This is a genomic window from Kitasatospora sp. NPDC088391, assembly GCF_044753345.1.
Taxonomy (GTDB): domain Bacteria; phylum Actinomycetota; class Actinomycetes; order Streptomycetales; family Streptomycetaceae; genus Kitasatospora.
This window is the reverse complement of the sequence record NZ_JBIVNB010000001.1, coordinates 441,405-462,594: the sequence shown is the minus strand read 5'-3', so window position 1 is coordinate 462,594 and position 21,190 is coordinate 441,405. Positions and strand designations below refer to the sequence as shown.

Genomic DNA, 21,190 nt, shown 5'->3' with positions numbered 1-21,190 from the left:
CGGCACCCGCGAGTTCGCCGACCTGCTCGGCTACCCGTGGCCCGGCCCGCGCCGGGCCGCCGGCCCGTCCCCGTCCCCGTCCTGACCGGCCGTCCGGCGCCCGGACGGCGCTACTTCCACCGGACCCAGTAGGTGTGCGCGTCGTCGGTGGCCGGGGTCTCCGCCGTGGACGAGGGCTCCGTCCAGCGGGCCCCGGTGACGGTGAGCGGGCTCCCGGCGGGAACGCTGACGATCACGCCCTGCTCGACCGACTGGCCGACCGCGACCTTCCCGGGGGCGTGCGGGCGGCAGGTGGGCGTGTCGATCACCACCGGAGCCCCGGGGCCCACGAGGTGCGGGGACGTCGTGCTGCCGTCCGAGAGCACCCCTTCCACGAGGAGCGCCGGCCGGCCGTCGACGGTCTGCTGCCGGAGGCCGTTCAGCAGGCCTCCGACGAAGGTCTCGCGCGGGTCGGCGTCCCACGCCTGGCTGCCGTCGGTCCGCAGTTCGGCGGGCATCTCCCCGGTGCCGAGGTTGGTCGTCCTGAAGTGGACGCAGTAGAGGCTGTCGTCGGTCCCCGGCACGTTCGATGCCCTGATCAGGGCGATGGAGGTGACGGTGACGCCCAGGGTGGTCCGGACGGGGGAGGTGTGCTGCCGATCGGGGCCGGTCTCGTGGACGAAGGGAATCCGGGCCGTCTCCCCCTGCGCCAGGACGGTGCCGGAGGCCGTCTCACCCGTGCGCAGCGGACGCACGTCGACGGAAGGGTCGCGCCACCAGCGGTCGCCGGTCATGTAGTAACCGGCGGTGGCGAAAGCGGCGACCGCCGCCAGGGCGGCGGCACCGGTCAGCACGTTCTTCCGCCGGCGGCCGGGCGGGCGGGGGGTCCCGGTCGGCCCGGCGGTGTCCGCCGCGGTGGCGGCCGCCGTGTCCGCCGCCGTGGGGGGTGGAGGAGCCGCCGACTCGACGGGTGCCGGGTCCACCCGCGGCGACTCGGCGGGTGACGGCTCCACGGGCACCGGGTCGGCGGGTGACGCGCTGCCCGGCGCGCTCAGCAGGGCGAGGGCGGCCGCCGCCGTCGGAGGCCGGTCGCCCGGGTCCTTCGCGAGCAGCGCGAGCACGAGCCGGTCGAGGTGCTCGGGTATCTCGGGACGTCGGCTGCTCGGCGCGTCGGGCAGCCGGTCGAGGTGCTGGTACAGCAGCGCGGCGACCCCGGTGCCGGGGTCCACCCAGACCGCCCCGGTGAGCAGTTCGTACAGCACGCAGCCGAAGGAGTACAGGTCGGTGCGCCGGTCGGTGGGCCGTCCCCGGATCTGCTCCGGGGCCATGTAGAGCGGTGTCCCGGTGATGCCGCCGGTCGAGGTGATCCGGGTGGCGTCGGCGAGCCGGGCGATGCCGAAGTCGCAGACCTTCACCCGGCCGTCGGTCAGCAGGAAGAGGTTCGCGGGCTTGATGTCCCGGTGGGTCACGCCCTGCTCGTGCGCGGTGCCCAGCGCCTCCAGGACCTGCCGGCCGAACTCCGTCACCCGCTCGATCGGGACGCCGCCGGGGTGCTGGGCGACCACCGAGTGCAGGTCCCGTCCCCGGAGCAGCTCCATGACGAGGAAGAGCAGGGTGTCGCCGGTCTCGTCGACGTGCTCGTCGATGTCGAACACCGTGGTGATGCCGGGGTGGTCGAGGTTGGCGGCGATCTCCGCCTCCCGGCGGAACCGGGCGACGGCGTCCCGGTCGACCGCGGCGGTCGGCGGCAGCAGCTTCACGGCCACCGGCCGGTGCAGCCGCTCGTCCTGGCCGCGCCACACCTCGCCCATGCCGCCGCGGCCCAGCGGCTCGTGGAGCAGGTACCGTCCGGCCAACCGCATCCCGCTGCGCAAGATCATCCCCCGATGAACAGGCCCTATGACCGATGGACGTTCGGACATTCGGACATCCGGACGTCGGAGGAGAGCATCTCACCCCGCCCCCGCCCCGCGCCGGGAGAGGGCGCACGCTGCGCCGACCACGGCCGACGCCCGCCGGGGACGACCGCCCCCGCGCGGCGCGAAACGCTGCACCGACGATGCGAGTGGGGCCGCCGTCCGGACCGCGCCAGTGTGGAATCCGGGGGCCGGGTACACGCGGGGGCGAGGCGGACGGAGAGGAGCGCGGGCCATGGCCGGGACGTCGCTGACCGCACGGGAACTGGCCCTGCTGGACGGGATCGAGCAGGGGCTGCGCCGGGACGACCCCCGGCTCGGCCGCCTGCTGGACCGGGCGCCGGGGCCGCTCACCCGGCTCGCCCACCGGCCCCGGCCGCTCGCCGCCGCCGTCGCCCTGCTCTGCGTCCTCACCGCGGCCGCCGCCCTCTGCGCGGGGGCCGCCGCCGGACCGACCAGGCTCCCGGCAGCCCTGGCCGCCGGTGCGACCGCCCTGCTCGGCGGCTGGGCGCTGCGCCGGCTGGCCGCGGCCCGACAGGACTGACGGCCGCGCCCGGACCGGCCGCCCGCCGGGGCGGGTGCACCGTGGGGAGGAACCGGGGCGGCGGACCGTGTCCCCGGTGGCGGGCGGGAGTTGGACGAGGTGTGACAGAGCCTGCGCATACCAGCCCGCTGCCCGTCGTCCGGTTCCAGTGGACGCTGCTCCAGCCCCTGCTCGCCGCGCTCTCGGAGGCCGGGGTCCCGCTCGGCCCCGGCGACCTGGACCGGCTCCAGCACGCCGCCGCGCTCGGCCCCGACTTCGCCCAGGCCCTGGCCCGGTGGATCCGCACCGCCCACCACGCCTCCGCCGCCGCCCCGCCGACCACGGCGGCCTGGCCGCTCCCCGCCCGGCCCGCGCTCCCGGACCGCGACGCCGCCCCGGAGCGGCCCGCGCTCCGCGACCGGCACGCCTCCTGACGCCCCGTCGGGGCCGTCGCGCCGCGGCTCGCCGACCACCCGAACGCTCCGTCGGCGTAACCGTCCCGGGTCGCCGTCCGTTGGAACGGACATGCCCGTGATCAACGAACCCCGCCAGGCCCGCGGTGAGAAGTCGTCCGTCCCGTCGGGCGGCCCGTCCGTCCGGCCGGTCGTCACCCGGCCCGCCCCCGCCCAGTCGGTGGGGCACCAGTCGGTGGGGCACCAGGCGGCCGCGCAACTGCTCGGCCTGCGCGAGGTGATGCTGCCCGCCGCCGTGGTGGCCGCCGCCGACCTGCTGCTCAACGCCGCCCTCGACAGCGAGGACCCCGTCACCCGGGAGGCCGCCGCCGCGACCCGGGGCCGGCTCCGGGCCGCCCTCGGCCTGGCGTAGCGGCCGCGCGGACGTCGTGAGCACGGGACACCCGTGGCCGTCGCACCCCGCAGGACGCTCGCGCCCGGCCACGCCCCCGGGGCCCGCTCCGCCGACGCCCGGGACGCCCCGAACGCGGCCACCGGGCCGTGCGCCCCGGCATCCCGAACCGCCCCGGCACCCCGAACCGCCCCGGCGGACCGGTCAGGAATCGAGAAGCCCGCGGGGGCGGGGCGGGCCTAACGTCGTCGGCATGGCAATCATCGACACCATCACCCTCGACGTGGCCGACACCGAGGCCGCCGCCCGCTTCTACTCCGCCGCCTTCGGGCTCGGCGCGGACCGGCTGCGGCTGTGCGCCGCGGCCGAACCCTCCACCGGCTTCCGGGGGTTCACCCTCGCGCTGACGGTGGCCCGGCCCGCCGACGTGGACAGCTTCGCGGCCTCGGCGGTCGCCGCCGGCGCGACCGTGGTCAAGCCCGCCGCGAAGTCGCTGTGGGGGTACAGCACGGTGCTGCGGGCGCCGGACGGGGCGATCTGGAAGCTGGCCACCTCGGCGAAGCGGAACACCGGTCCGGCGACCCGGCGGATCGACGAGTTCGTGCTGCTGATCGGGGTCGCGGACTTCGCGGCGACGAAGAAGTTCTACGTCGGGCAGGGCCTGGAGGTGGCGAAGAGCTTCGGCCGGGTCTACGCCGAGTTCGAGTCGGCGGGCGGCCCGGTGAAGCTGGCGCTGTACCGGCGCAAGGCGCTGGCCAAGGACCTCGGGGTCGACCCGGAGGGCAGCGGCTGCCACCGGCTCACCGTGAACGGCGACGGCGCGGGCGAGGCCGGGTACGCCGACCTGGACGGCTTCCGCTGGGCGGCGGCCGCGGCCTGACCCGCGCGCCGGGCCCCGGCCGTGCTACCTTTCCCTCGGCCGTGCGAGAGACAGTGGAGGTGGTACCCGTGAACGCAGTGACGACATGGGTGCTCCCCTCCGGGGTCACGGTCGGGCGATAGGTCGCCCGGGAGCGCCGTTCAGAGCCCTCCCGAAAGGCACGACCGTGCAGAACGCGCAGCAGACCGAGAACGCGCAGCACACGCAGAACACCCAGGGCGCCGAGAAGATCCGCTTCACCGCCGAGCAGCGGCACGAGGACGGCGTCCTCACGCGCGAGTTCCGGCTCGGCGAGATCCCGGGCACCCTGTGGACGTCCGGCGACGGACCGGCCCCGCTGATCCTGATGTCCCACAACAACGGCCTGCCGAAGGCCGATCCGCGCCTGGTGGCGCGGGCCCGCTACACGGCCGCGCGCGGCTACGCGGTGGCGAGCATCGACGCCGCCGGGTGCGGCGACCGGCCGAGGACGCCGGACGAGGAGCGGGCCCGGGCCGGGTTCCGGGCGGCGATGCAGGCCGGCGGCGCGACCGAGGAGGACTACGAGTCCTTCATCGGGCCGCTGGTCGAGGGGGCCGCCCCGGACTGGCTGACCGCGCTCGACGCCCTGCTCGAACTCCCGGACGTCCAGGGCCCGGTGGGCTACTCGGGCGGCTGGGCCGCGCTCGGCATCCGGCTCGCGGTGCTGGAGCCGCGGATCGCCGCCGCGGGCTTCTTCGCCGGCGGCTACGTCCCGCTCGCCCGGCGCGCGGAGGCCCCGGAGGTCACCGTCCCGCTGCTGCTCCTGCTCCAGTGGGACGACGAGGGCAACCCGCGGCAGCGCGCCCTCGACCTGTTCGACGCCTTCGGCAGCGGGCAGAAGACCCTGCACGCCAACCTGGGCGGCCACACCGGCACCCCGTGGTTCGAACTCGAGGACGGCGTACGGTTCTTCGACCGGCACCTGAAGGGCCGGGACGCCTGACCCCGGCGGCCCGGACCACCTGACCCGGCGTCACCACCGGGGTGAAAAGCGGTGGTTGGGGGCGGTCGGGGGAACCTAGGATCGGCGACCATGGCTGATCTCCATCCCCCGACCGGCCCCTACGACACCGGGTTCCTCGACACCGGCGACGGGAACCGCCTCTACTACGAGCAACTCGGCCACCCCGAGGGCAGACCCGCCCTGTACGTGCACGGCGGGCCCGGCGCGGGCACCCCGGACCGGCCCACCCGGGCCTGGGACCCGCAGCACTGGCGGCTGGTCCGCTACGACCAGCGCAACTGCGGGCGCAGCACGCCGCACGCGAGCGACCCGGCGGCGGACATGGCGCTGAACACCCTGCCGCACCTGATCGAGGACATCGAGCGGCTGCGCGAACACCTGGGCGTGGAGCGGTGGTTGCTGAACGGCGCGTCCTGGGGCTCGACGCTGATCCTGGCGTACGCGCAGCAGTACCCGGAGCGGGTGACCGGGATCATCATCCAGGCGGTCACCACCACCCGGCGGACCGAGACCGAGTGGCTCTACCGGGGCAACCGGCTGTTCCGGCCGGAGGCGTGGGACCGGTTCGCGGCGCTCGTCCCGGCGGCCGACCGGGACGGGGACATCTACCGGTTCCTGCTCCGGTACGCCGAGTTGACGGAGTCCCCGGACCGCGAGGTGCGGGTCCGGGCCGCCGACGCCTGGCTGGCCTGGGAGGACGCGGTGATCTCGGCCGAGCCGAACGGCATCCCGGGCATGTACAGCGCCCGGGAGCAGGACGCCCGGATCGCCTTCGTGCGGATCTGCGCGCACGTCTTCGGCCACGGCGCCTGGCTGGCGGAGGACCAACTGCTGCGCGACGCGCACCGGTTGGCGGGCATCCCGGGCCGGCTGGTGCACGGGCGGCACGACATGGGCAGCCCGGTGCAGACGGCCTGGGAGCTGGCGAAGCGCTGGCCGGACGCCCGGCTGCAGATCTTCGACGACTCCGGGCACGTCGGCGGGGAGGCGATGCGGCAGGCCGCGCTGCAGGCGGTCGAGGACTTCAAGCACCTGACGTAGCGCGGGAGTCGCCGGTCCGCCCCGGCGCGCCCGGGCGGCGCGCGGGGGCGGACCGGGCGGTCACTTCTGCCAGCCGACCGAGGTGATCACGGTGTCGGCGAGGCTGCCGGCGCCGTAGTTGGCCAGGCCCTTGCGGACGGCGACGATGCTGGGGCGCTGGTACAGCTCCAGGGTGTGGCCGAGCTCCCAGATCTTGGCGTCGGCCTGGTTGTACAGCTCGTCGGCCTGCGCCGGGTCGAGGGTGGCGGCGGCCTTGCGCAGCAGGGTGTCGATCTCGGGGGTGCTCAGCTTGGAGTAGTTGCCGAACACGTTGTCGCCCTGCGGGGCGCGGTAGATCGGCACGGTCCTCGACAGCGGGAAGGAGCCGGTGTTGCGCCAGCTGGCCAGGTCGAACTTGCCCTGGTCGATGTACTTGGCGAAGTACTCCTTGCTGGGCACCTTGTCGACGGTGAGCTTGACGCCGACCTGCTGGAGCATGTTCTGCGCGGCGGCGGCGATGTCCAGCTGGGCCTGGTTGGAGCCGTCGCTGAGCACGTAGTGCAGCTCCAGCGGCTGCCCGTCCTTGGCCCGGGTGCCGCCCGCGTCCTTCCAACCGGCCGCGTCCAGCCAGGACTTGGCGGTGGCCGGGTCGTAGGCGGCCCAGTCGGCGGAGTTGTTGCGGTAGCCGTTCTGGTTGGTCATGTAGAGGTGGCTGTCGAGCGGCTTGAACTCCACCGGCACGCCCTTGTTGGCGATCTTGATCAGCGCGTTGCGGTCGAGCGCCTTGGCCAGCGCCTGCCGGACCTTCTGGTCGGCGAGCGCGCCGTTGCCGCCGAAGGAGATGTGCACCTCGTCCCAGGGGGTGCCGGTCCGGATCACGCCGTCCTTGGCGTCCTTGAGCTGGCCGTAGGTGGCGGCGGAGCCGGCGGTGGCGAAGTCGATCTCGTTGTTCAGGAACGCCTGGGTGGTCGCGGCGGCGTCCAGCACCCGGTAGGTGAGCCGGTCGAGCTTGGGCTTGGGGCCCCACCAGCGCGGGTTGGGCGTCAGGGTGATGGTCTGCGCGGTCTTGTCGGCGTTGGCCAGCACGTACGGGCCGCCGAAGACCGGGACCTTCTCCACCCAGCCCTCGTTGAAGTCCTGCGGGGTGGAGATCCCGGAGGCGGGCAGCAGCGGGCTGAACAGGCTCTGCCAGTCCGCGTACGGCTCGCTGAAGGTGACCTTGACCTCGCTCGGGTCGGCGCCCTGCTCGACGGCGGAGATCTGCTCGTAGCCGGAGGAGTCGGCCAGGTTGTACGCCGGGTCCTTGCCGTTGGACGCCTTCCAGACCGCCTGGAAGTCGCGGGCGCCGAGCGCCGTCCCGTCCGACCAGACCGCCTTCGGGTTGAGCTTGTACGTCACCACCTGCGGCGAGGTCGAGGTGACCTGCGCGGAGGCCAGGTACTCGGGGACGGCGTGGTAGACGCCCTTGGCGTCCGAGCGGAACAGCCGGGGCTCCACGTAGCCCATGATCTCGACCGCGTCGCCGTAGGTGCCGTCGACCTGGTACGGGTTCCACTGGGTGATCCACTGCTGGAGCGGCGAGCGCAGCTCCCCGCCGTCCTTGACGTTGTCCAGCGGCTGCGGGTTGTTGTCCTCGGCGCCGACGGTCGGGACCACGGTCCTCGCCACGTCCGTCGAACCGCCGCCCGAGCTGCAGGCGGTCGCGGCGAGCAGGGCGGCGAGGGCCGCCGCGGTGGCGCGGCCGATTCGGCGGGTGGCGGGTGTCGAAGGCATCGGGGGAGTCCTCGGATCTCGAAGAGGGGGCGGCCGCCAGGTGTGGCGACACTTGATGGTGGGCAGCCAAGTCGGTGCCGGCGGGCCGAACGTAACAGCCCGTCAGCCCGTCCACCAGGGGGTCGTGCGCAGAACTGATCGAAGTGAAACGCGGCGCAACACCGCCGCAACACCTCGTCCGTATCCGTCTGATCAGCTGTGACCTGCGGGTTCGTCCGACCGTTCGGACCCGTCGACGCGGCGGGGCCTGGACGGACCGCCCGAGGTGGCGTACAACTGCTGCGCGTCAGTGCGTCAAAGTCCGCTCTAACGAAGGCAAATGACCATGTTCCCCAGGTGTGCGAACCACACCGGAGGCAGGCCGTGACCGCGTACCTCGCCAAACGGCTCGGCTACTACGCCGTGCTGCTGACCGCCGCGGTGTTCCTGTCCTACGCGCTCACCAGCACCGCGCTCGGCCCCCGCGCCTACTTCGAGGCCAAGCAGCCGCGCCCCTCCGCCGCCTCCGTGGACCGGCAGTTGACCGCGCTCAACCTCAACGACCGCACCCCCGTCGTCGAACGCTTCGGCACCTGGGCGGACGGACTGCTGCACGCCGACCTCGGCCGCACCATCCACAACACCGCCGTCAACGACGAGTTCGGCCGCCGGATCTGGGTCTCGCTCCGCCTGCTGCTGGTCGGCAGCCTGCTCGGCATGCTGCTCGGCGTCGCCGCCGGGGCCTGGAGCGCGGTGCGCCAGTACCGGTTCTCCGACCGGGCGTTGACGATCCTGTCGTTCGTGCTGCTCTCCACCCCGGTGTTCCTGCTCGCCCTGCTGCTCAAGAACGGCGCGATCGCCGCCAAGGACGCCGCCGGGCACGAGGTGGTCCCGTTCACCGGCTACGAGACCCCCAACCTGGCCGGCGGCCTCGGCGCCCACCTCGCCGACTGGTCGCTGCACCTCCTGCTGCCCACCCTCTCGCTGGCGCTCGGCGGCCTCGCCACCTACAGCCGCTACCAGCGCGCCACCATGCTCGACGTCCTCGGCGCGGACTACCTGCGCACCGCCGAGGCCAAGGGCCTCACCCGCGGCCGCGCTTTGGTCAAGCACGGGCTGCGCACCGCGATCATCCCGATGACCACGATGTTCGCCTACGCCTTCCTCGGCCTGTTCACCGGCGCCGCCTTCACCGAGACCATCTTCGGCTGGCACGGCATGGGCGAGTGGTTCATCCAGGCCGTCAACGAACAGGACGTCAACTCCGTGGTCGCCGTCAACCTCTTCGCCGCCGTCCTCGTCCTCGCCGCCGGCTTCCTCGCCGACGCCCTGCACGCCGCTCTCGACCCCCGGGTGAGGACCGCGTGAGCGCCGGCGGCTTTCCCGAGACCGGTGGTCCGACCGCCGAGCCCCTGCCCCGTACCGACACCGGTACCCCCGTCGACGGGCGCCCGTTCGCTGCCGACCGTCCGGGTGCTCGACCCGACTCGGTGGCAGTCGCGTCGAACGGTGTCGCGCCGCGCGGGCGGCTGCGGTTGGCGGTGGGGCGGGTGCGGGCCTCGCGCGGGGCGGTGGCGGGGGTGCTGGTGCTGGTGCTGCTGTTCCTGCTGGCGTTCGCCGGGCCCTGGCTGACGCCCTGGGACTACGCCACGCCCGACTACGCCAGCCTGCGCCAACCCCCGTCCGGTACCCACTGGTTCGGCACCAACGGCCTCGGCCAGGACGTGTTCGCGCAGACCGTCCGCGGCCTGCAGAAGTCCCTGGTGATCGGCCTGCTGGTGGCCGTGCTCTCCACCGGCCTGGCCTCGCTGGTCGGCGCCTGCGCCGGCTACTTCGGCGGCTGGACCGACCGCGCGCTGACCTTCCTGGTCGACCTGATGCTGATCTTCCCGGCCTTCCTGGTGATCGCCGTGATCTCGCCCCGGCTGCGCGGCACCGGCTGGATCGCCTTCGTCCTGCTGCTGGCCGTCTTCAACTGGATGGTCACCGCCCGGGTGGTCCGCTCGATGACCCGCTCGCTGCGCGAGCGCGAATTCGTCGCCGCCGCCCGGTTCATGGGCGTCGGCCCGTTCCGGATCATCTGGCGGCACATCCTGCCGAACGTCTCCTCGTTCCTGATCATCGACGCCACCATCACCGTCGGCGGCGCTGTGATGAGCGAGGCCGCGCTCTCCTACTTCGGCTTCGGCGTCCGCCCGCCCGACGTCTCGCTCGGCACCCTGCTCGCCGCCGGTGCCTCCGACGCGCCGGTCTTCCCCTGGCTGTTCTACTTCGCCGCCGGCCTGCTGGTGCTGTTCGTGCTCGCCGTCAACCTGGTCGGCGACGGCCTGCGCGACGCCCTCGACCCGACCGCCGAGGCCGCCCGCCGCCCGCGCCGCCCCCGCCGGAAGAGCCGCCGCGACCGCCGACCCACCGTCAACTCCCCGCGCCGGAGCAGCACATGACCGCCACCGCCACCGACACCCTGCTCGCCGTCCGCGGCCTGACCGTCGACTTCGGCGACCACCCGGCCGTCCGCGGCGTCGACCTCGACCTGCGGCGCGGCGAGACCCTCGGCCTGGTCGGCGAGTCGGGCTCCGGCAAGTCCGTCACCGCGCTCGCCGTCCTCGGCCTGCTCCCCGGCACCGCCCGGATCGGCGGCTCGGTCGCCCTGGACGGCCGCGAACTCGTCGGCCTGCCCTCCCGGCAGCTCGCCGCCGTCCGCGGCCGCCGGATCGCCATGGTGTTCCAGGACCCGCTGTCCGCGTTCACCCCCGTCCACCGGATCGGCGCCCAGATCGCCGAGGCGATCCTGATCCACCAGGACACCGGCCGGGCCGCCGCCCGCAGGCGCGCCGCCGAACTGCTCGACCTGGTCGGCATCCCCGACCCGGTCCGCGCCCTGGACGCCTACCCGCACGAGTTCTCCGGCGGCATGCGACAGCGCGCCATGATCGCGATGGCCGTCGCCAACGACCCCGACGTGCTGCTCGCCGACGAACCCACCACCGCCCTCGACGTCACCATCCAGGCCCAGGTCCTCGACGTCCTGCGGACCGCCCAGCGCGAGACCGGCGCCGCGCTCGTCCTGGTCAGCCACGACCTCGGGGTGATCGCGGGCAGCGCCGACCGGGTCGCCGTCATGTACGCCGGACGGATCGTCGAGACCGCCCCCGTGGACGAGCTGTTCGCCGCGCCCCGCCACCCCTACACCCTCGGCCTGATCGGCGCCGTCCCCCGGCTCGACGGGCGCGGCGGACCGCTCGTCCCGATCCCCGGCCGCCCGCCCGCCGCCGGTGAACCCGCCGGCCCCGGCTGCCCGTTCGCCGACCGCTGCCCGCTGGTCGAGGCCCGCTGCCGCACCGCCGAACCGCCGCTCGCCGGTGCCGACGGCCACCTCGCCGCCTGCGTCCGGGCCGAGCACCTGGCCGCCACCCGGCCCCGGCCCGCCGAGGTCTACCCGGTGCCCGCCGTCCCCGTCGCCGAGGCCCCGCCGCGCGAGGAGCGCGAGAGCGTGCTGACCGTCCGCGGCCTGACCAAGAGCTTCCCCCGGCACGGTGGCGGACTGCTGCGCCGCCGGATCGGCGAGACCCACGCCGTCGACGGCGTCGACCTCGACATCCGACGCGGCGAGACCCTCGGCCTGGTCGGCGAGTCCGGCTCCGGCAAGTCCACCACCCTGTACGAGATCCTGCGGCTGGCCGCCCCCCAGGGCGGCCGGATCGAACTCCTCGGCCGGGACACCGCGACCCTCGACCGGGCCGCCGCGCACGGGCTGCGCTCCCGCCTGCAGATCGTCTTCCAGGACCCGGCCGCCTCGCTCGACCCCCGGATGCCGGTCGGCGACGTGATCGCCGAACCGCTGCTCGCCCAGCGCGTCCCCGGGGCCGAGGCGCGCGGCCGGGTCCCCGAACTGCTCCGCCAGGTCGGCCTCGACCCGGCGCACGCCGACCGCTACCCGCACGAGTTCTCCGGCGGCCAGCGCCAGCGGATCTCGATCGCCCGCGCCCTCGCCGTCCGCCCCGACCTGCTGGTCCTCGACGAACCCGTCTCCGCGCTCGACGTCTCCGTCCAGGCCGGGGTGCTCAACCTGCTCCAGCGGCTCAAGGCCGAACTCGGCCTCTCCTACCTGTTCGTCTCCCACGACCTGTCCGTGGTCCGGCACCTCGCCGACCGGATCAGCGTCATGTACCTCGGCCGGACCGTCGAGACCGGCACCGTCGACCGGGTCTTCGGCGGCCCCCGCCACCCCTACACCCGGGCGCTGCTCGCCGCCGTCCCGCTCCCCGACCCCGCCGCCGAACGGGCCCGCCCCCGCCTGCTGCTGGCCGGCGACCCGCCCTCCCCGACCGTCCGCCACACCGGCTGCCCGTTCCGCGCCCGCTGCCCCGTGCACGCCGCCCTCGCCCCCGAGCGGCGCGAACGCTGCGCCACCGAGACGCCCCTCCCCGAGGCCGCCGCACCCGGCGCCGACCACACCGCCGCCTGCCACTACCCGGAGGGCGCCTGACGGGTCGTCGGCCCGGCCGCGGACCCGGCCGTCGGCACCGGGGGGTAAGGTCCACGGACCCTGTCCCCGTCGGACGAGAGACCCCCGATGACCCGCACCACCCCGCCGCGCCCGGTGGACATCGCCGCGGCCTTCCCCGCACTCGCCCCGCTGGCCCGCCGGGCCGTCCGCCTGCATCCGCGCCCCGGCGCGCCGACCGTCCACGACAGCTCGGTCGGCGGTCCGCTGCTCTGGCCCGCCGACGAGCCGTGGCCGGTCTGCGCCGGGCCGCACGCCGAGCAGGACGAGGGCGGCGACCTGCCGGTCTCGCTCGGCGACGTCCGGCGGCGGCGGGAGCTCTGGAAGGCGGAGCCGGGCCCGGAGCGGAACGCCGCCCTGGACGCCACCTACGACGGCCACCCGTGGAGCCCCGGGCCGAACGCGATGCTCCCCGTCGTCCAGCTGTACGCCCGCGACGTCCCCGCCCTGCCGCGCCCGGACGGTGCCGACCTGCTCCAGGTGCTGTGGTGCCCGCTGGACCACGACCCGGAGTGGATGCCCGCCACCCGCCCGGTGTGGCGCTCCTCGGCGGCGGTCGACCGGCCGCTCGCCGCGCCGCCGGAGCCCGCGGACCTCTCCCACTACGGCCAGTACCTCGCCGAGCCGTGCCTGCTCCACCCCGAGGAGGTCACCGAGTACCCGGCCCCGCTGGAGCTCGACCCCGCCCTCCGGCAGCGGATCGCCGACCACTGCGAGCACGCGCACCCCGGCCTGACCCGGCACTCCTACCAGGAGGAGCTCTCGGTGGCCCCCGGATGGAAGCTCGGCGGCTGGGGCCCCTGGAGCTTCCGCGACCCGGAGCCCCTCGGCTGCGCCGACTGCGGGGCCGCCATGCTCCCGCTCCTGACGATCGCCTCCGGCGGCGTCCGCGACGGCAACAGCTGGGACCCGGTCGAGGACACCGGTCCCGACCGGGACCTCGGCGTCATGATCGGCCGGGGCTACCACCTCCAACTCCACCGCTGCCCGGCCTCCTTCGAGCACCCGCACCGGGAGGTCATGCAGTAGGCCCGCCCGGGGCCGGTGAAACGGATGGGTCATCCGCATGTGCTAGCGTCCAGTCATACGGATGACCCATCCGTTTTTCGGCGAGGGAGGGCACATGACGAAGACGGCCGTGGTCACGGGCGGAACGGGCGGGATCGGCCTGGAGACGGCACGCGGGCTGGCCGCCGCCGGGTACGCGGTCACCGTGGTCGGACGGGACGAGGAGCGCGGGGCCCGGGCGGTCGAACGGATCGGCGCAGGCGCGGGCGCGGGCGCGACGGCCGGTTCGGCGAGGTTCCTGCCCGCCGACCTCGGCTCGCTCGACCAGGTCCGCGCGCTCGCCGCCCGGATCGCCGCCGAGCACGCCGCCCGGGGGGAGGGGCTCACCGTCCTGGTCAACAACGTCGGCGCGATGTTCCCCCGGCGGCGCACCCTGGACGGGATCGAGGCGTCCTTCGTCGTCAACCACCTCTCCCCGTACCTGCTCACCGAACTCCTGCTCCCCACCCTCGCGGCCGGGGCGCCGAGCCGGATCGTCAACGTCACCTCCGGAGCGGTCGGCGTCGCCCGGCGGGTGTTCGACGGCGTCGAGCCGCCCGGCGGCTACTACGGCTTCCACCACTACGGCCGCGCCAAGCTCGCCCACCTCGCCCACACCCTGGACCTGGCCGCCCGGCTGGACGGCACCGGCGTCTCCGTCCTCGCCGCCGACCCCGGCGGCGCCGCCACCGGGATGACCGACGGCACCATGACCGATCCGCGGATCGTCTCCCCGGCGCTGCGCCTGCTCTGGCCGCTGGTGCGTCGCCGGTTCGCCCGCGCCACCTCCGGCCCGGCCTCGGCCGCCGCCCGGTCCTCGATCGCCGCCGCCACCGACACCGCGCTGACCGGCCGCACCGGCCTCGTGATCGGCCCGTCGGCCCGGCCCGTCGCCCCGTTCCGCCCGGCCGCCGACCCCCGCCTCGCCGCCGCCGTCCGCCGCCTGAGCGAGGCCCACGCCCCCGCCCCGGCGCCGTGACCGGCGGCGACGGCCCGGGCCATATGATCGGGCGGCAGTCCCGACACCCGTACGAGCGACCTGGACCCCCGCCACATGACGACCGCACCGCTGCGCAAGGACGCCGCCCGCAACTGGGAGCGGATCGTCGCCGTCGCCCGTGAACTGGTCGACGGGGGAACCGCGTTGCAGCTCAACGACGTCGCCCGCCGGGCGGGCCTCGGGGTCGGCACCGTCTACCGGCACTTCGCCACCCCCGAGGCCCTGCTGGAGACCGTCGCCACCCCCTGCCTGGAGGACCTGGCCGAGCACGGCCGCCGCGCCCTGGCCGACCCCGACCCCTGGCACGCCCTGAGCGGCTTCCTCGCCCGCGTCCTGGAGGCCCAGGTCACCGACGCCGCCCTCCCCCCGGTCGCCGCCGCCCCCGCCGACGCCCTCCCGCGCACCACCGAACTCAAGGCCGCCCTCCGGTCGACCGGCAGCACCCTGCTCCACTGCGCCCACCTGGCCGGAGCCGTCCGCCCCGACCTCACCGCCCCCGACCTCGTCCCCCTCGTGTGCGGCCTCGCCCACGCCGCCACCGTCCACGGCGGCCCCCTCCCCGTCCGCACCGCCACCGCCCACCGCTACCTCGCCACCCTCCTCGACGGCCTGCGCCCCTGACGCGCCGTCGACCGGCCGGTCCGGACCGGGGCGCATGACGGCGGGAGAAGCGGGCAACCGCCTCCCAGACCAGTGAAGTCCCTTCGCGGAGGAGGCAGTTGTGAGTACCAGCAGTTGGGGCTACGACCACGCCGAGGGCTGGACCGAGGGCATGGACCTCACCGGCTTCCGGGTCGAGGCCGAGGACGGGCACATCGGGAAGATCGACAAGCACTCCTACGAGGTCGACCAGGGCCAGATCGTGGTCGACACCGGCCCGTGGATCTTCGGCCGGGAGGTCCTGCTCCCCGCGGGCGTCGTCCAGCGGGTGGAGGAGGAGAGCCGCACGGTGTGGGTGAACCGCACCAGGGAGCAGATCAAGGAGGCGCCGACCTTCCACCACGTCTCGCACCTCGCCGACTCCGACTACCGCCGCGACGCGGGCGGCCAGTACGGCCGGATCTGACCCGCCGTCGGACGCCCCGCCGGGCCCCCGTCGGCGGACGGGGGCCCGGCGGGGACCGGGGCGGCTCAGGGGCAGTGTCATTGCTTTACGACCTCGTGCATGGTTGGCGGTGGGTCGTGCTCGGCGGGGTGGCGACCTTGTTGCTCAGGCGGCCCGTCCGACTGGGGTGGCAAGCAACTGGCTTGTGTGAGTGTCCTGTTGGTCGGAGAGGAGTCCGGCGACAGGTCGGACGGTGTCGGGCAGCCGGTCGCGGCGGCCGTGGTGGCGGGCGAGGGTGCGCCGGTTCCTGAGGTGGGCGATGCCGTGTTCGACCGGCATACGGCGTGGGGAGTGGGCGAAGCGGGCCTGTTCGTGGTGGGCCATGAGCCATTGCACCTGCTCGAGGTGCTTGCCGCGGCGTTTGCGGGGCGGAGTGACCACCTGGCCGCAGGTCCGGGCTCCCAGGCCCTGGCGGCCGGCGTCCGCGAGAATTTCCAAGTGGATCGTGTCGGCCAGCAGGCCGACCAGGCCGGCGTCGCGGGCCTGGGGATGTCGGCGACCGACCCGGCCCGCACCTCGCCGCAGAACAGCATGCGGCCGCGGTCGTCGGTGACCACCAGTGCCTTCATGGCGTTCGTGCGGCTCTTGCCCGGGACGAAGCGGTTGCGGCCAGGCCGGTTGGCAGCCGGTCGGCGGCCCCGGATCTCGGTGGCGCCGAGGTGGCCGATCACGTCGGCGAGGGTGCGGAGCCGAAGGCCGGGTGCGATGCGGCAGCCGCGCTCGGCCGGCAGCGGGCGGATCTCGCCGACGGTGCGGGTGACGGTGGAGCGGTCCACGCCGAACCGGCAGGCCAGGACGTCGTGGGTGACGCCGTGCCGTAGGTGGACAAGGGTCGCAAGGAGCCGGTCGACGAAGACCGGTTTGTACTTCGCACCGGTGCCCACCGACCGCTGCCGCGGCCGGTCGAGGAGCTCGGCCTCGCGCCGGGCCTGCCAAACCGGACCCAACTCGGCCACCAGGTCAGCGATCACGGCCCGCGGCAAGCCGGTGATCCGACGCTCCGAAACGATCAACGCACGTGCCGCTGTCCCCACCACGAACGGTCCAACGAGCCGAGCCCGCGCCAAGCCACGGCTAACCATGCACGAGGTCGTGAGTCAGCCGCGACGTTTTTCAAATTTTGATCTTTGAAGACGGATCCTGGACCTCAGAGCGCTGACGCCCGTTCGTCCAGCTCGGCGACACCGGCTACCCCGTGCAGCCGGGCGAGTCGGGCACGCATGTCGTGTACGGCGTCCTCGACCTTGACGGAACGGATGCCGTCCGAGCAGTCCAGGAACTCGTGCCAGGCGGCGAGGGCGCCGTCTAGGTCGTCCTGCCGGAGGCGGACGGTGCCGAGGTCGGCGAGGACGATCGCTCGGCTGCGGCGGCGGTCGAGGCCGTGGATGTCGAGGGCGTGGTGCAGGTGGTCCTGGGCGGCCTCGTGGTCGCCGAGCTGGGCAAGGATCATGCCGGAGTGGTGGGCCCAGCGGCCAATGCTGAAGTGCGAGGCCCAGGACTCGCCGGGCTCCAGGGCGGAGCGTTCGATGTTGGTCTGGGAGGCGCCCAGGTAGTGGGTGGCGGTACGGCGGTCGCCGTCCTGGGCGGCGGCGTCGGACAGGGTGACCTGGTAGTACGCGAGGGCCTTCGGGTCGCTGAGGTGCTTGGCCTCGTCCACGCAGGCTTCGGAGAGCCGGACGGCGGCGGCGCGGTAGCCGAGGTCGATGGCCTGGACGGCGAGACCGCGCAGGGCGGTGGCTGATAGTTCGGCGTCGCGGGCCTCCGCGGCGAGGCTGTAGGAGTGTGCGTAGTACTGCTGGGCGAGGCCCTGGTTGCCTTCGTCTTGGGCCATCCACCCTGCCAGGTGGACGAGTTGGGCGGTGGCGGCGTACAGCTCGCGTCCGATGGCCTCGGTCCAGGTGCCGTTCAGCCAGCGGTCGACGTCGGCGTTGAGGTAGTGGACGACCAGGTGGCGGGCGTGGCCGCCGCCGAGTTCGGCGGCGGCGTCGCCGAGGGCCCGGGTCATCTGCCGGATCGCGGTGACCTCGCCGCGGCCGACGCGGACGGCGCTGCCGGCCTGGAGGCGTGTCCGACGGGTGATGCTGTCGAGGTCGGGCAGGCCGAGGGCTGCGAGTGCGTATCCGCTGGAGGCCGCGAGAAATTGCCGTCGTTCCACGTCGCTCCTTCCCAGCGCGAGGACTGATGCCACGGTATCGCCAGGAAGGGGATGCCCTTCGCCGGTTGGCGATCCACCTGTTCCGTCTGGTGGTTGGAGATCCAGAACGTCGATCAGGTACGGCATCCAGTACTTCGGGATGCGGTCTCCGCGCTCCCACCGGGAGACCTGGTCCCGCTGCGGGCCGTCCGCGCCCTTGCCTTCGGCGGCGCCGAGCTCCTTCCCCAGTCGGCCCTGTGACCAGCCCTTTTTCGTCCTTGCAGACCGGATCATCGCCCCGATCGCCTTGGCGTCGTCCGACACGGGTTCCCCTCCCCTGGCCGACACGGGTCGACAACTGGCCGACAAGTGGCCTACAGCCTGGCATCTGCCGCCTTTGCGTGCACAGCCGTTGACTGAGAGTCAGCCGCTCGGGGTGGCCGATCCGCCCCCGACCTGACGCCATGTCAGTCTCGCGCGGCCTCCCCCTGTGCTTCGAGGAGAGACCGGTCATGCAGCGACGTTCCCTTACGGACACGGGACGAATCGACGGGTTCGTCACCGGGTCCTGGCTGGCCCTGAACATCGCCGCCGCGACCCTGCTCGGCATCGCCGTGCACCAGGCCGACACCACCGCCGTCAGCTCGCCGCCCGTCGCCGAACTGCCGGACACCGTCCCGGCGGACGCCTGACCTGCTTCCCCGACCGGCTCCACCTCCGCGCCAACGAATCGGATGGGTGTGCCATGAAACGCCGTGCAGCCATGATCGGCCTGGGCCACCAGGCCATCGAAGACCACCTCCCGGGACTCACCGGGTCCAACAACGCCGAGCTGGTCGCGGTCTGCGACAGCAGCCCCGACGCGCTGCGGGCCCAGCAGCAGGTCCACCGGGTACCCGGGTTCACCGACTTCCGGCAGATGCTGGACGAGGTGAAGCCGGACTTCGTGATCGTCGCGGTGCCGCACCACGTCGGCCGCCAGGTCGTCCAGGAGTGCGCCACCCGGGGCGTCCACGTGCTCAAGGAGAAGCCCTTCGCCACCTCCCCGGAGGAGGCCCGGGAGCTGGCGGAGATCTGCAAGCTCGGGCGGATCGAGCTGATGGTCACGCTCCAGCGCCGCTTCAACCCGATCTGCACCAGCACGATCGGCCTCCTCGACCAGATCGGCACCCCGTTCCTGATCGACGGCCAGTACACCTTCCACACCGACCACCCCGAAGCCGGGTGGCGGGGCGACGTCCGGCAGGCCGGCGGCGGCTGCATCATCGACATGGGCTACCACCTGATCGACCTGCTGCTGTGGTACTTCGGGCTGCCCGAGCGGATCATCGCCGAGTTCTCCGCCGCCGCGCTGCCCGACGCCGACTACGACGCGGAGGACACCGCCGTCGTCCAGCTCGGCTACGAAGGCGACCTCTACGGCTCCCTGCTGCTGTCGCGCTGGATGGCACCCAAGACCGAACGCCTCCACGTCGTCGGCACCCGCGGCTCCGTCCTGCTGACCAAGGGCACCGTCCAGCGCCTCAACCTGGACGGCACCGTGGCCGAGGAACTGAGCCGCCCGCACGCCCCGGCCAGCGCCGCGACCGCACTGATCGACCACTTCTGCCGGGTCCTGGACGGCCAGCGCCCCAATGTTTCCGGCCCCGACCAGCACCTCGCCCACGCCGCGTTCATCGCGTCCTGCTACCGCTCCAAGGCGGCCGGACGGTACGTCAACCCGAAGGAGATGCTGTGACCAGCACGCTCGCCCTGCTCGGCGGCAAGCCCGCCGTCACCGCTACCGGCCCGCACTTCGAGTGGCCGCCGATCGACGACACCACCCGTACCAAGGTCGCCGCCCAGCTCGACACCGCGATCTCCATCCCCGGCCGGTCCGGGATCGTCGCCGACCTGGAGAACGGCCTCCAGGAGTACTTCGGCGTCCGGCACGCGATCACCACCAGCTCGGGCACCTCCGCCCTTCACGCCGCGTACTGGGCTGCGGGCGTCCGCCCCGGCGACGAGGTGATCGTCCCGGCCTGGACCTTCCACGCCACCGCCTCCCCGCTGTTCAGCCTCCGCGCGGTGCCGGTGCTCTGCGAGACCGGCCCGGACGGCAACATCGACCCGAACCGGATCGAGGAGCTGGTCACCCCGCGCACCCGCGCGATCATGGTCACCCACCTGTGGGGCCGGCCCGCCGACATGGCCGAGGTCATCAAGGTGGCGAACACCCACAACCTGGTGATCTTGGAGGACGGCTCCCACGCGCACGGCGCGAGCATCGCCGGGCAGAGGGTCGGCACGTTCGGGCTGGCCTCCGCGTTCTCCCTCAACGGTCCGAAGCCCCTGTCCGGCGGCGAGGGCGGCTTCGTCCTCACCGACGACGACGAGACGTACTACCGCACCATCGCCTTCGCGCACTACAACAAGCGGGCCAAGAACGAGATCCCGGAAGGCCATCCGCTCGCGCGGTACGCGGTCACCGGCGCCGGCCTCAAGCTCCGCATCCACCCCTTGGCCGCAGCGCTCGCCCACGACCAGCTCGGCCGCCTCGACGGCTACCTCGCCGGCCGCGCGGAGATCGCCCGCTACCTCACCCAGCACCTGACTGGCGCCCCCGGCCTGGAGATCACGCCCATGCCCGAAGGGGTGATCCCCTCCTGGTACGGGTTGACGATCACCTACAAGCCGGACGAACTGAGCGGCCTGCCGATCGAGAAGTTCCACCAGGCGCTGATCTCGGAGGGCGCCACCGAGTACGACCGGCCCGGGTCCACCTGCCCGATGAACATGCTGCCGTTGTACCAGCAGCCCGGCACGCTCTTCCCGGGCCACCCGCACTCCCACCGCCCCTACCAGGCCGGGGACTTCCCCGTCGCCGAACTCGTCCACGCGCACACGATCAAGCTCCCCGTCTGGCATCGTGAGCAGGATCTCGAACTGGCCGAGCAGTACGTCCGCGCGGCCGTCAAGATCAGCGACCATCACAAGGAGCTGCTGTGAACGTCACCTCCCCTGAATTCGTGGCCGGTCTCGCGGCCGATGCCGAAGCCGCCGGCGTCAGCGGCTTCGGCGCCGCCGCCGTCATCAGCCACGAGGGCCGCAGCCTGTTCGTCCGGCGCAACCCGGACGACTACATGGGCGGCCTCTGGGAGATCCCCTCCGGCACCGTGGAAGACGGCGAGAGCATCACCGACGCCGTCTACCGCGAGACCAACGAAGAGACCGGCCTCACCATCACCGAGATCACCGGCTACATCGGCCACTTCGACTACCAGAACAGCCGGGGCGACACCACGCGGCAGTTCAACTTCTCCGCGACCGTGGAGAAGGCGGAGCCCGTGATCCTCACCGAGCACGACGCCTACCAGTGGGCCTCTCCGGACGACCTCCCCGAGGTCAGCGGCGCCATCCGGAAGCTCCTCAGCTCCTGATCGTCGCTACAGAGGTGGGGGGGGCGGCCCCCCCCCCCCCCGCCCCCCCCCGCCCCCCCCACGGCGGGCCCCCCCCCCCCCCCCGGGGGGGGCCCCCCGGCGCCCGGATGGGGGGGAGC

The 21,190-nt window shown here is 73.8% G+C and carries 21 protein-coding genes; 17 read left to right on the top strand and 4 right to left on the bottom strand.

What is annotated here, in order from left to right:
- Positions 1–110 precede the first annotated feature (110 nt).
- The gene (locus ACIQBJ_RS01975) at positions 111–1,859 is read right to left on the bottom strand and encodes a serine/threonine-protein kinase (RefSeq protein WP_400701848.1); all 1,749 of its coding nucleotides are present in this window, start codon (positions 1,857–1,859) and stop codon (positions 111–113) included.
- A 271-nt stretch (positions 1,860–2,130) separates the two neighbouring features.
- Between ACIQBJ_RS01975 and ACIQBJ_RS01970 the strand changes: the two genes are divergently transcribed.
- The 6 genes from ACIQBJ_RS01970 (at position 2,131) to pip (ending at position 6,128) form a co-directional block, all read left to right on the top strand.
- Positions 2,131–2,439, top strand: coding sequence for a DUF3040 domain-containing protein (locus ACIQBJ_RS01970; protein ID WP_400701845.1), 309 nt, complete (start codon positions 2,131–2,133; stop codon positions 2,437–2,439).
- Positions 2,440–2,540: 101 nt separating this feature from the next.
- Positions 2,541–2,852, top strand: a complete 312-nt coding sequence (locus tag ACIQBJ_RS01965) for a hypothetical protein (protein ID WP_400701842.1) — start codon at positions 2,541–2,543, stop codon at positions 2,850–2,852.
- Between the two features lie 97 nt (positions 2,853–2,949).
- On the top strand, positions 2,950–3,243 hold the full coding sequence (locus tag ACIQBJ_RS01960) for a hypothetical protein (protein WP_400701839.1): 294 nt from the start codon (positions 2,950–2,952) through the stop codon (positions 3,241–3,243).
- Positions 3,244–3,475: 232 nt separating this feature from the next.
- Complete coding sequence (locus ACIQBJ_RS01955; protein ID WP_400701836.1) at positions 3,476–4,102, top strand: VOC family protein; 627 nt, start codon at positions 3,476–3,478, stop codon at positions 4,100–4,102.
- A gap of 229 nt (positions 4,103–4,331) precedes the next feature.
- A complete protein-coding gene (locus ACIQBJ_RS01950; RefSeq protein WP_400703448.1) occupies positions 4,332–5,066 on the top strand; it encodes a dienelactone hydrolase family protein in 735 nt (244 codons plus the stop codon).
- 90 nt (positions 5,067–5,156) lie between these two features.
- Positions 5,157–6,128 carry a prolyl aminopeptidase gene (gene pip / locus ACIQBJ_RS01945; protein ID WP_400701833.1) on the top strand — a complete coding sequence of 324 codons (972 nt, stop codon included), beginning with the start codon at positions 5,157–5,159 and terminating at the stop codon, positions 6,126–6,128.
- Between the two features lie 60 nt (positions 6,129–6,188).
- Here the strand turns inward: pip and ACIQBJ_RS01940 are convergent, their stop codons facing one another.
- On the bottom strand, positions 6,189–7,880 hold the full coding sequence (locus ACIQBJ_RS01940; protein ID WP_400701830.1) for an ABC transporter family substrate-binding protein: 1,692 nt from the start codon (positions 7,878–7,880) through the stop codon (positions 6,189–6,191).
- Between the two features lie 363 nt (positions 7,881–8,243).
- Between ACIQBJ_RS01940 and ACIQBJ_RS01935 the strand changes: the two genes are divergently transcribed.
- The 7 genes from ACIQBJ_RS01935 (at position 8,244) to ACIQBJ_RS01905 (ending at position 15,479) form a co-directional block, all read left to right on the top strand.
- Positions 8,244–9,227 carry an ABC transporter permease gene (locus ACIQBJ_RS01935; protein WP_400701827.1) on the top strand — a complete coding sequence of 328 codons (984 nt, stop codon included), beginning with the start codon at positions 8,244–8,246 and terminating at the stop codon, positions 9,225–9,227.
- Positions 9,228–9,349: 122 nt separating this feature from the next.
- Positions 9,350–10,303: an ABC transporter permease gene (locus ACIQBJ_RS01930; protein WP_400701824.1), complete on the top strand. Its 954-nt coding sequence runs from the start codon at positions 9,350–9,352 to the stop codon at positions 10,301–10,303.
- Positions 10,300–12,348, top strand: a complete 2,049-nt coding sequence (locus tag ACIQBJ_RS01925; protein WP_400701821.1) for a dipeptide ABC transporter ATP-binding protein — start codon at positions 10,300–10,302, stop codon at positions 12,346–12,348. The genes ACIQBJ_RS01930 and ACIQBJ_RS01925 overlap by 4 nt, the downstream gene beginning before the upstream one ends.
- Positions 12,349–12,435: 87 nt before the next feature.
- Positions 12,436–13,395, top strand: a complete 960-nt coding sequence (locus tag ACIQBJ_RS01920; protein WP_400701818.1) for a hypothetical protein — start codon at positions 12,436–12,438, stop codon at positions 13,393–13,395.
- 94 nt (positions 13,396–13,489) lie between these two features.
- The gene (locus tag ACIQBJ_RS01915; RefSeq protein ID WP_400701815.1) at positions 13,490–14,392 is read left to right on the top strand and encodes an SDR family NAD(P)-dependent oxidoreductase; all 903 of its coding nucleotides are present in this window, start codon (positions 13,490–13,492) and stop codon (positions 14,390–14,392) included.
- A 75-nt stretch (positions 14,393–14,467) separates the two neighbouring features.
- Positions 14,468–15,034 carry a TetR/AcrR family transcriptional regulator gene (locus tag ACIQBJ_RS01910; RefSeq protein WP_400701812.1) on the top strand — a complete coding sequence of 189 codons (567 nt, stop codon included), beginning with the start codon at positions 14,468–14,470 and terminating at the stop codon, positions 15,032–15,034.
- A gap of 100 nt (positions 15,035–15,134) precedes the next feature.
- Positions 15,135–15,479, top strand: coding sequence for a PRC-barrel domain containing protein (locus tag ACIQBJ_RS01905; protein ID WP_400701809.1), 345 nt, complete (start codon positions 15,135–15,137; stop codon positions 15,477–15,479).
- 77 nt (positions 15,480–15,556) lie between these two features.
- On the opposite strand, the gene ACIQBJ_RS01900 is transcribed toward ACIQBJ_RS01905, so the two are convergent.
- Both ACIQBJ_RS01900 and ACIQBJ_RS01895 read right to left on the bottom strand, forming a co-directional pair.
- The gene (locus ACIQBJ_RS01900) at positions 15,557–16,489 is read right to left on the bottom strand and encodes a transposase family protein (protein ID WP_400701806.1); all 933 of its coding nucleotides are present in this window, start codon (positions 16,487–16,489) and stop codon (positions 15,557–15,559) included.
- Between the two features lie 176 nt (positions 16,490–16,665).
- Positions 16,666–17,673: a tetratricopeptide repeat protein gene (locus ACIQBJ_RS01895; RefSeq protein ID WP_400701803.1), complete on the bottom strand. Its 1,008-nt coding sequence runs from the start codon at positions 17,671–17,673 to the stop codon at positions 16,666–16,668.
- Positions 17,674–18,164: 491 nt separating this feature from the next.
- On the opposite strand from ACIQBJ_RS01895, the gene ACIQBJ_RS01890 reads away from it, so the two are divergent.
- From ACIQBJ_RS01890 to ACIQBJ_RS01875, 4 genes are read left to right on the top strand one after another with little or no spacing between them, the layout of a single operon-like run.
- Positions 18,165–18,344 carry a hypothetical protein gene (locus ACIQBJ_RS01890; RefSeq protein ID WP_400701800.1) on the top strand — a complete coding sequence of 60 codons (180 nt, stop codon included), beginning with the start codon at positions 18,165–18,167 and terminating at the stop codon, positions 18,342–18,344.
- 53 nt (positions 18,345–18,397) lie between these two features.
- Positions 18,398–19,390: a Gfo/Idh/MocA family protein gene (locus tag ACIQBJ_RS01885; RefSeq protein WP_400701797.1), complete on the top strand. Its 993-nt coding sequence runs from the start codon at positions 18,398–18,400 to the stop codon at positions 19,388–19,390.
- Positions 19,387–20,640, top strand: coding sequence for a DegT/DnrJ/EryC1/StrS family aminotransferase (locus ACIQBJ_RS01880; protein ID WP_400701794.1), 1,254 nt, complete (start codon positions 19,387–19,389; stop codon positions 20,638–20,640). The genes ACIQBJ_RS01885 and ACIQBJ_RS01880 overlap by 4 nt, the downstream gene beginning before the upstream one ends.
- A gap of 20 nt (positions 20,641–20,660) precedes the next feature.
- Entirely contained in the window at positions 20,661–21,071 is a 411-nt protein-coding gene (locus ACIQBJ_RS01875; RefSeq protein WP_400701791.1) for an NUDIX hydrolase, read from the top strand.
- The last annotated feature ends 119 nt before the right edge of the window (positions 21,072–21,190 follow it).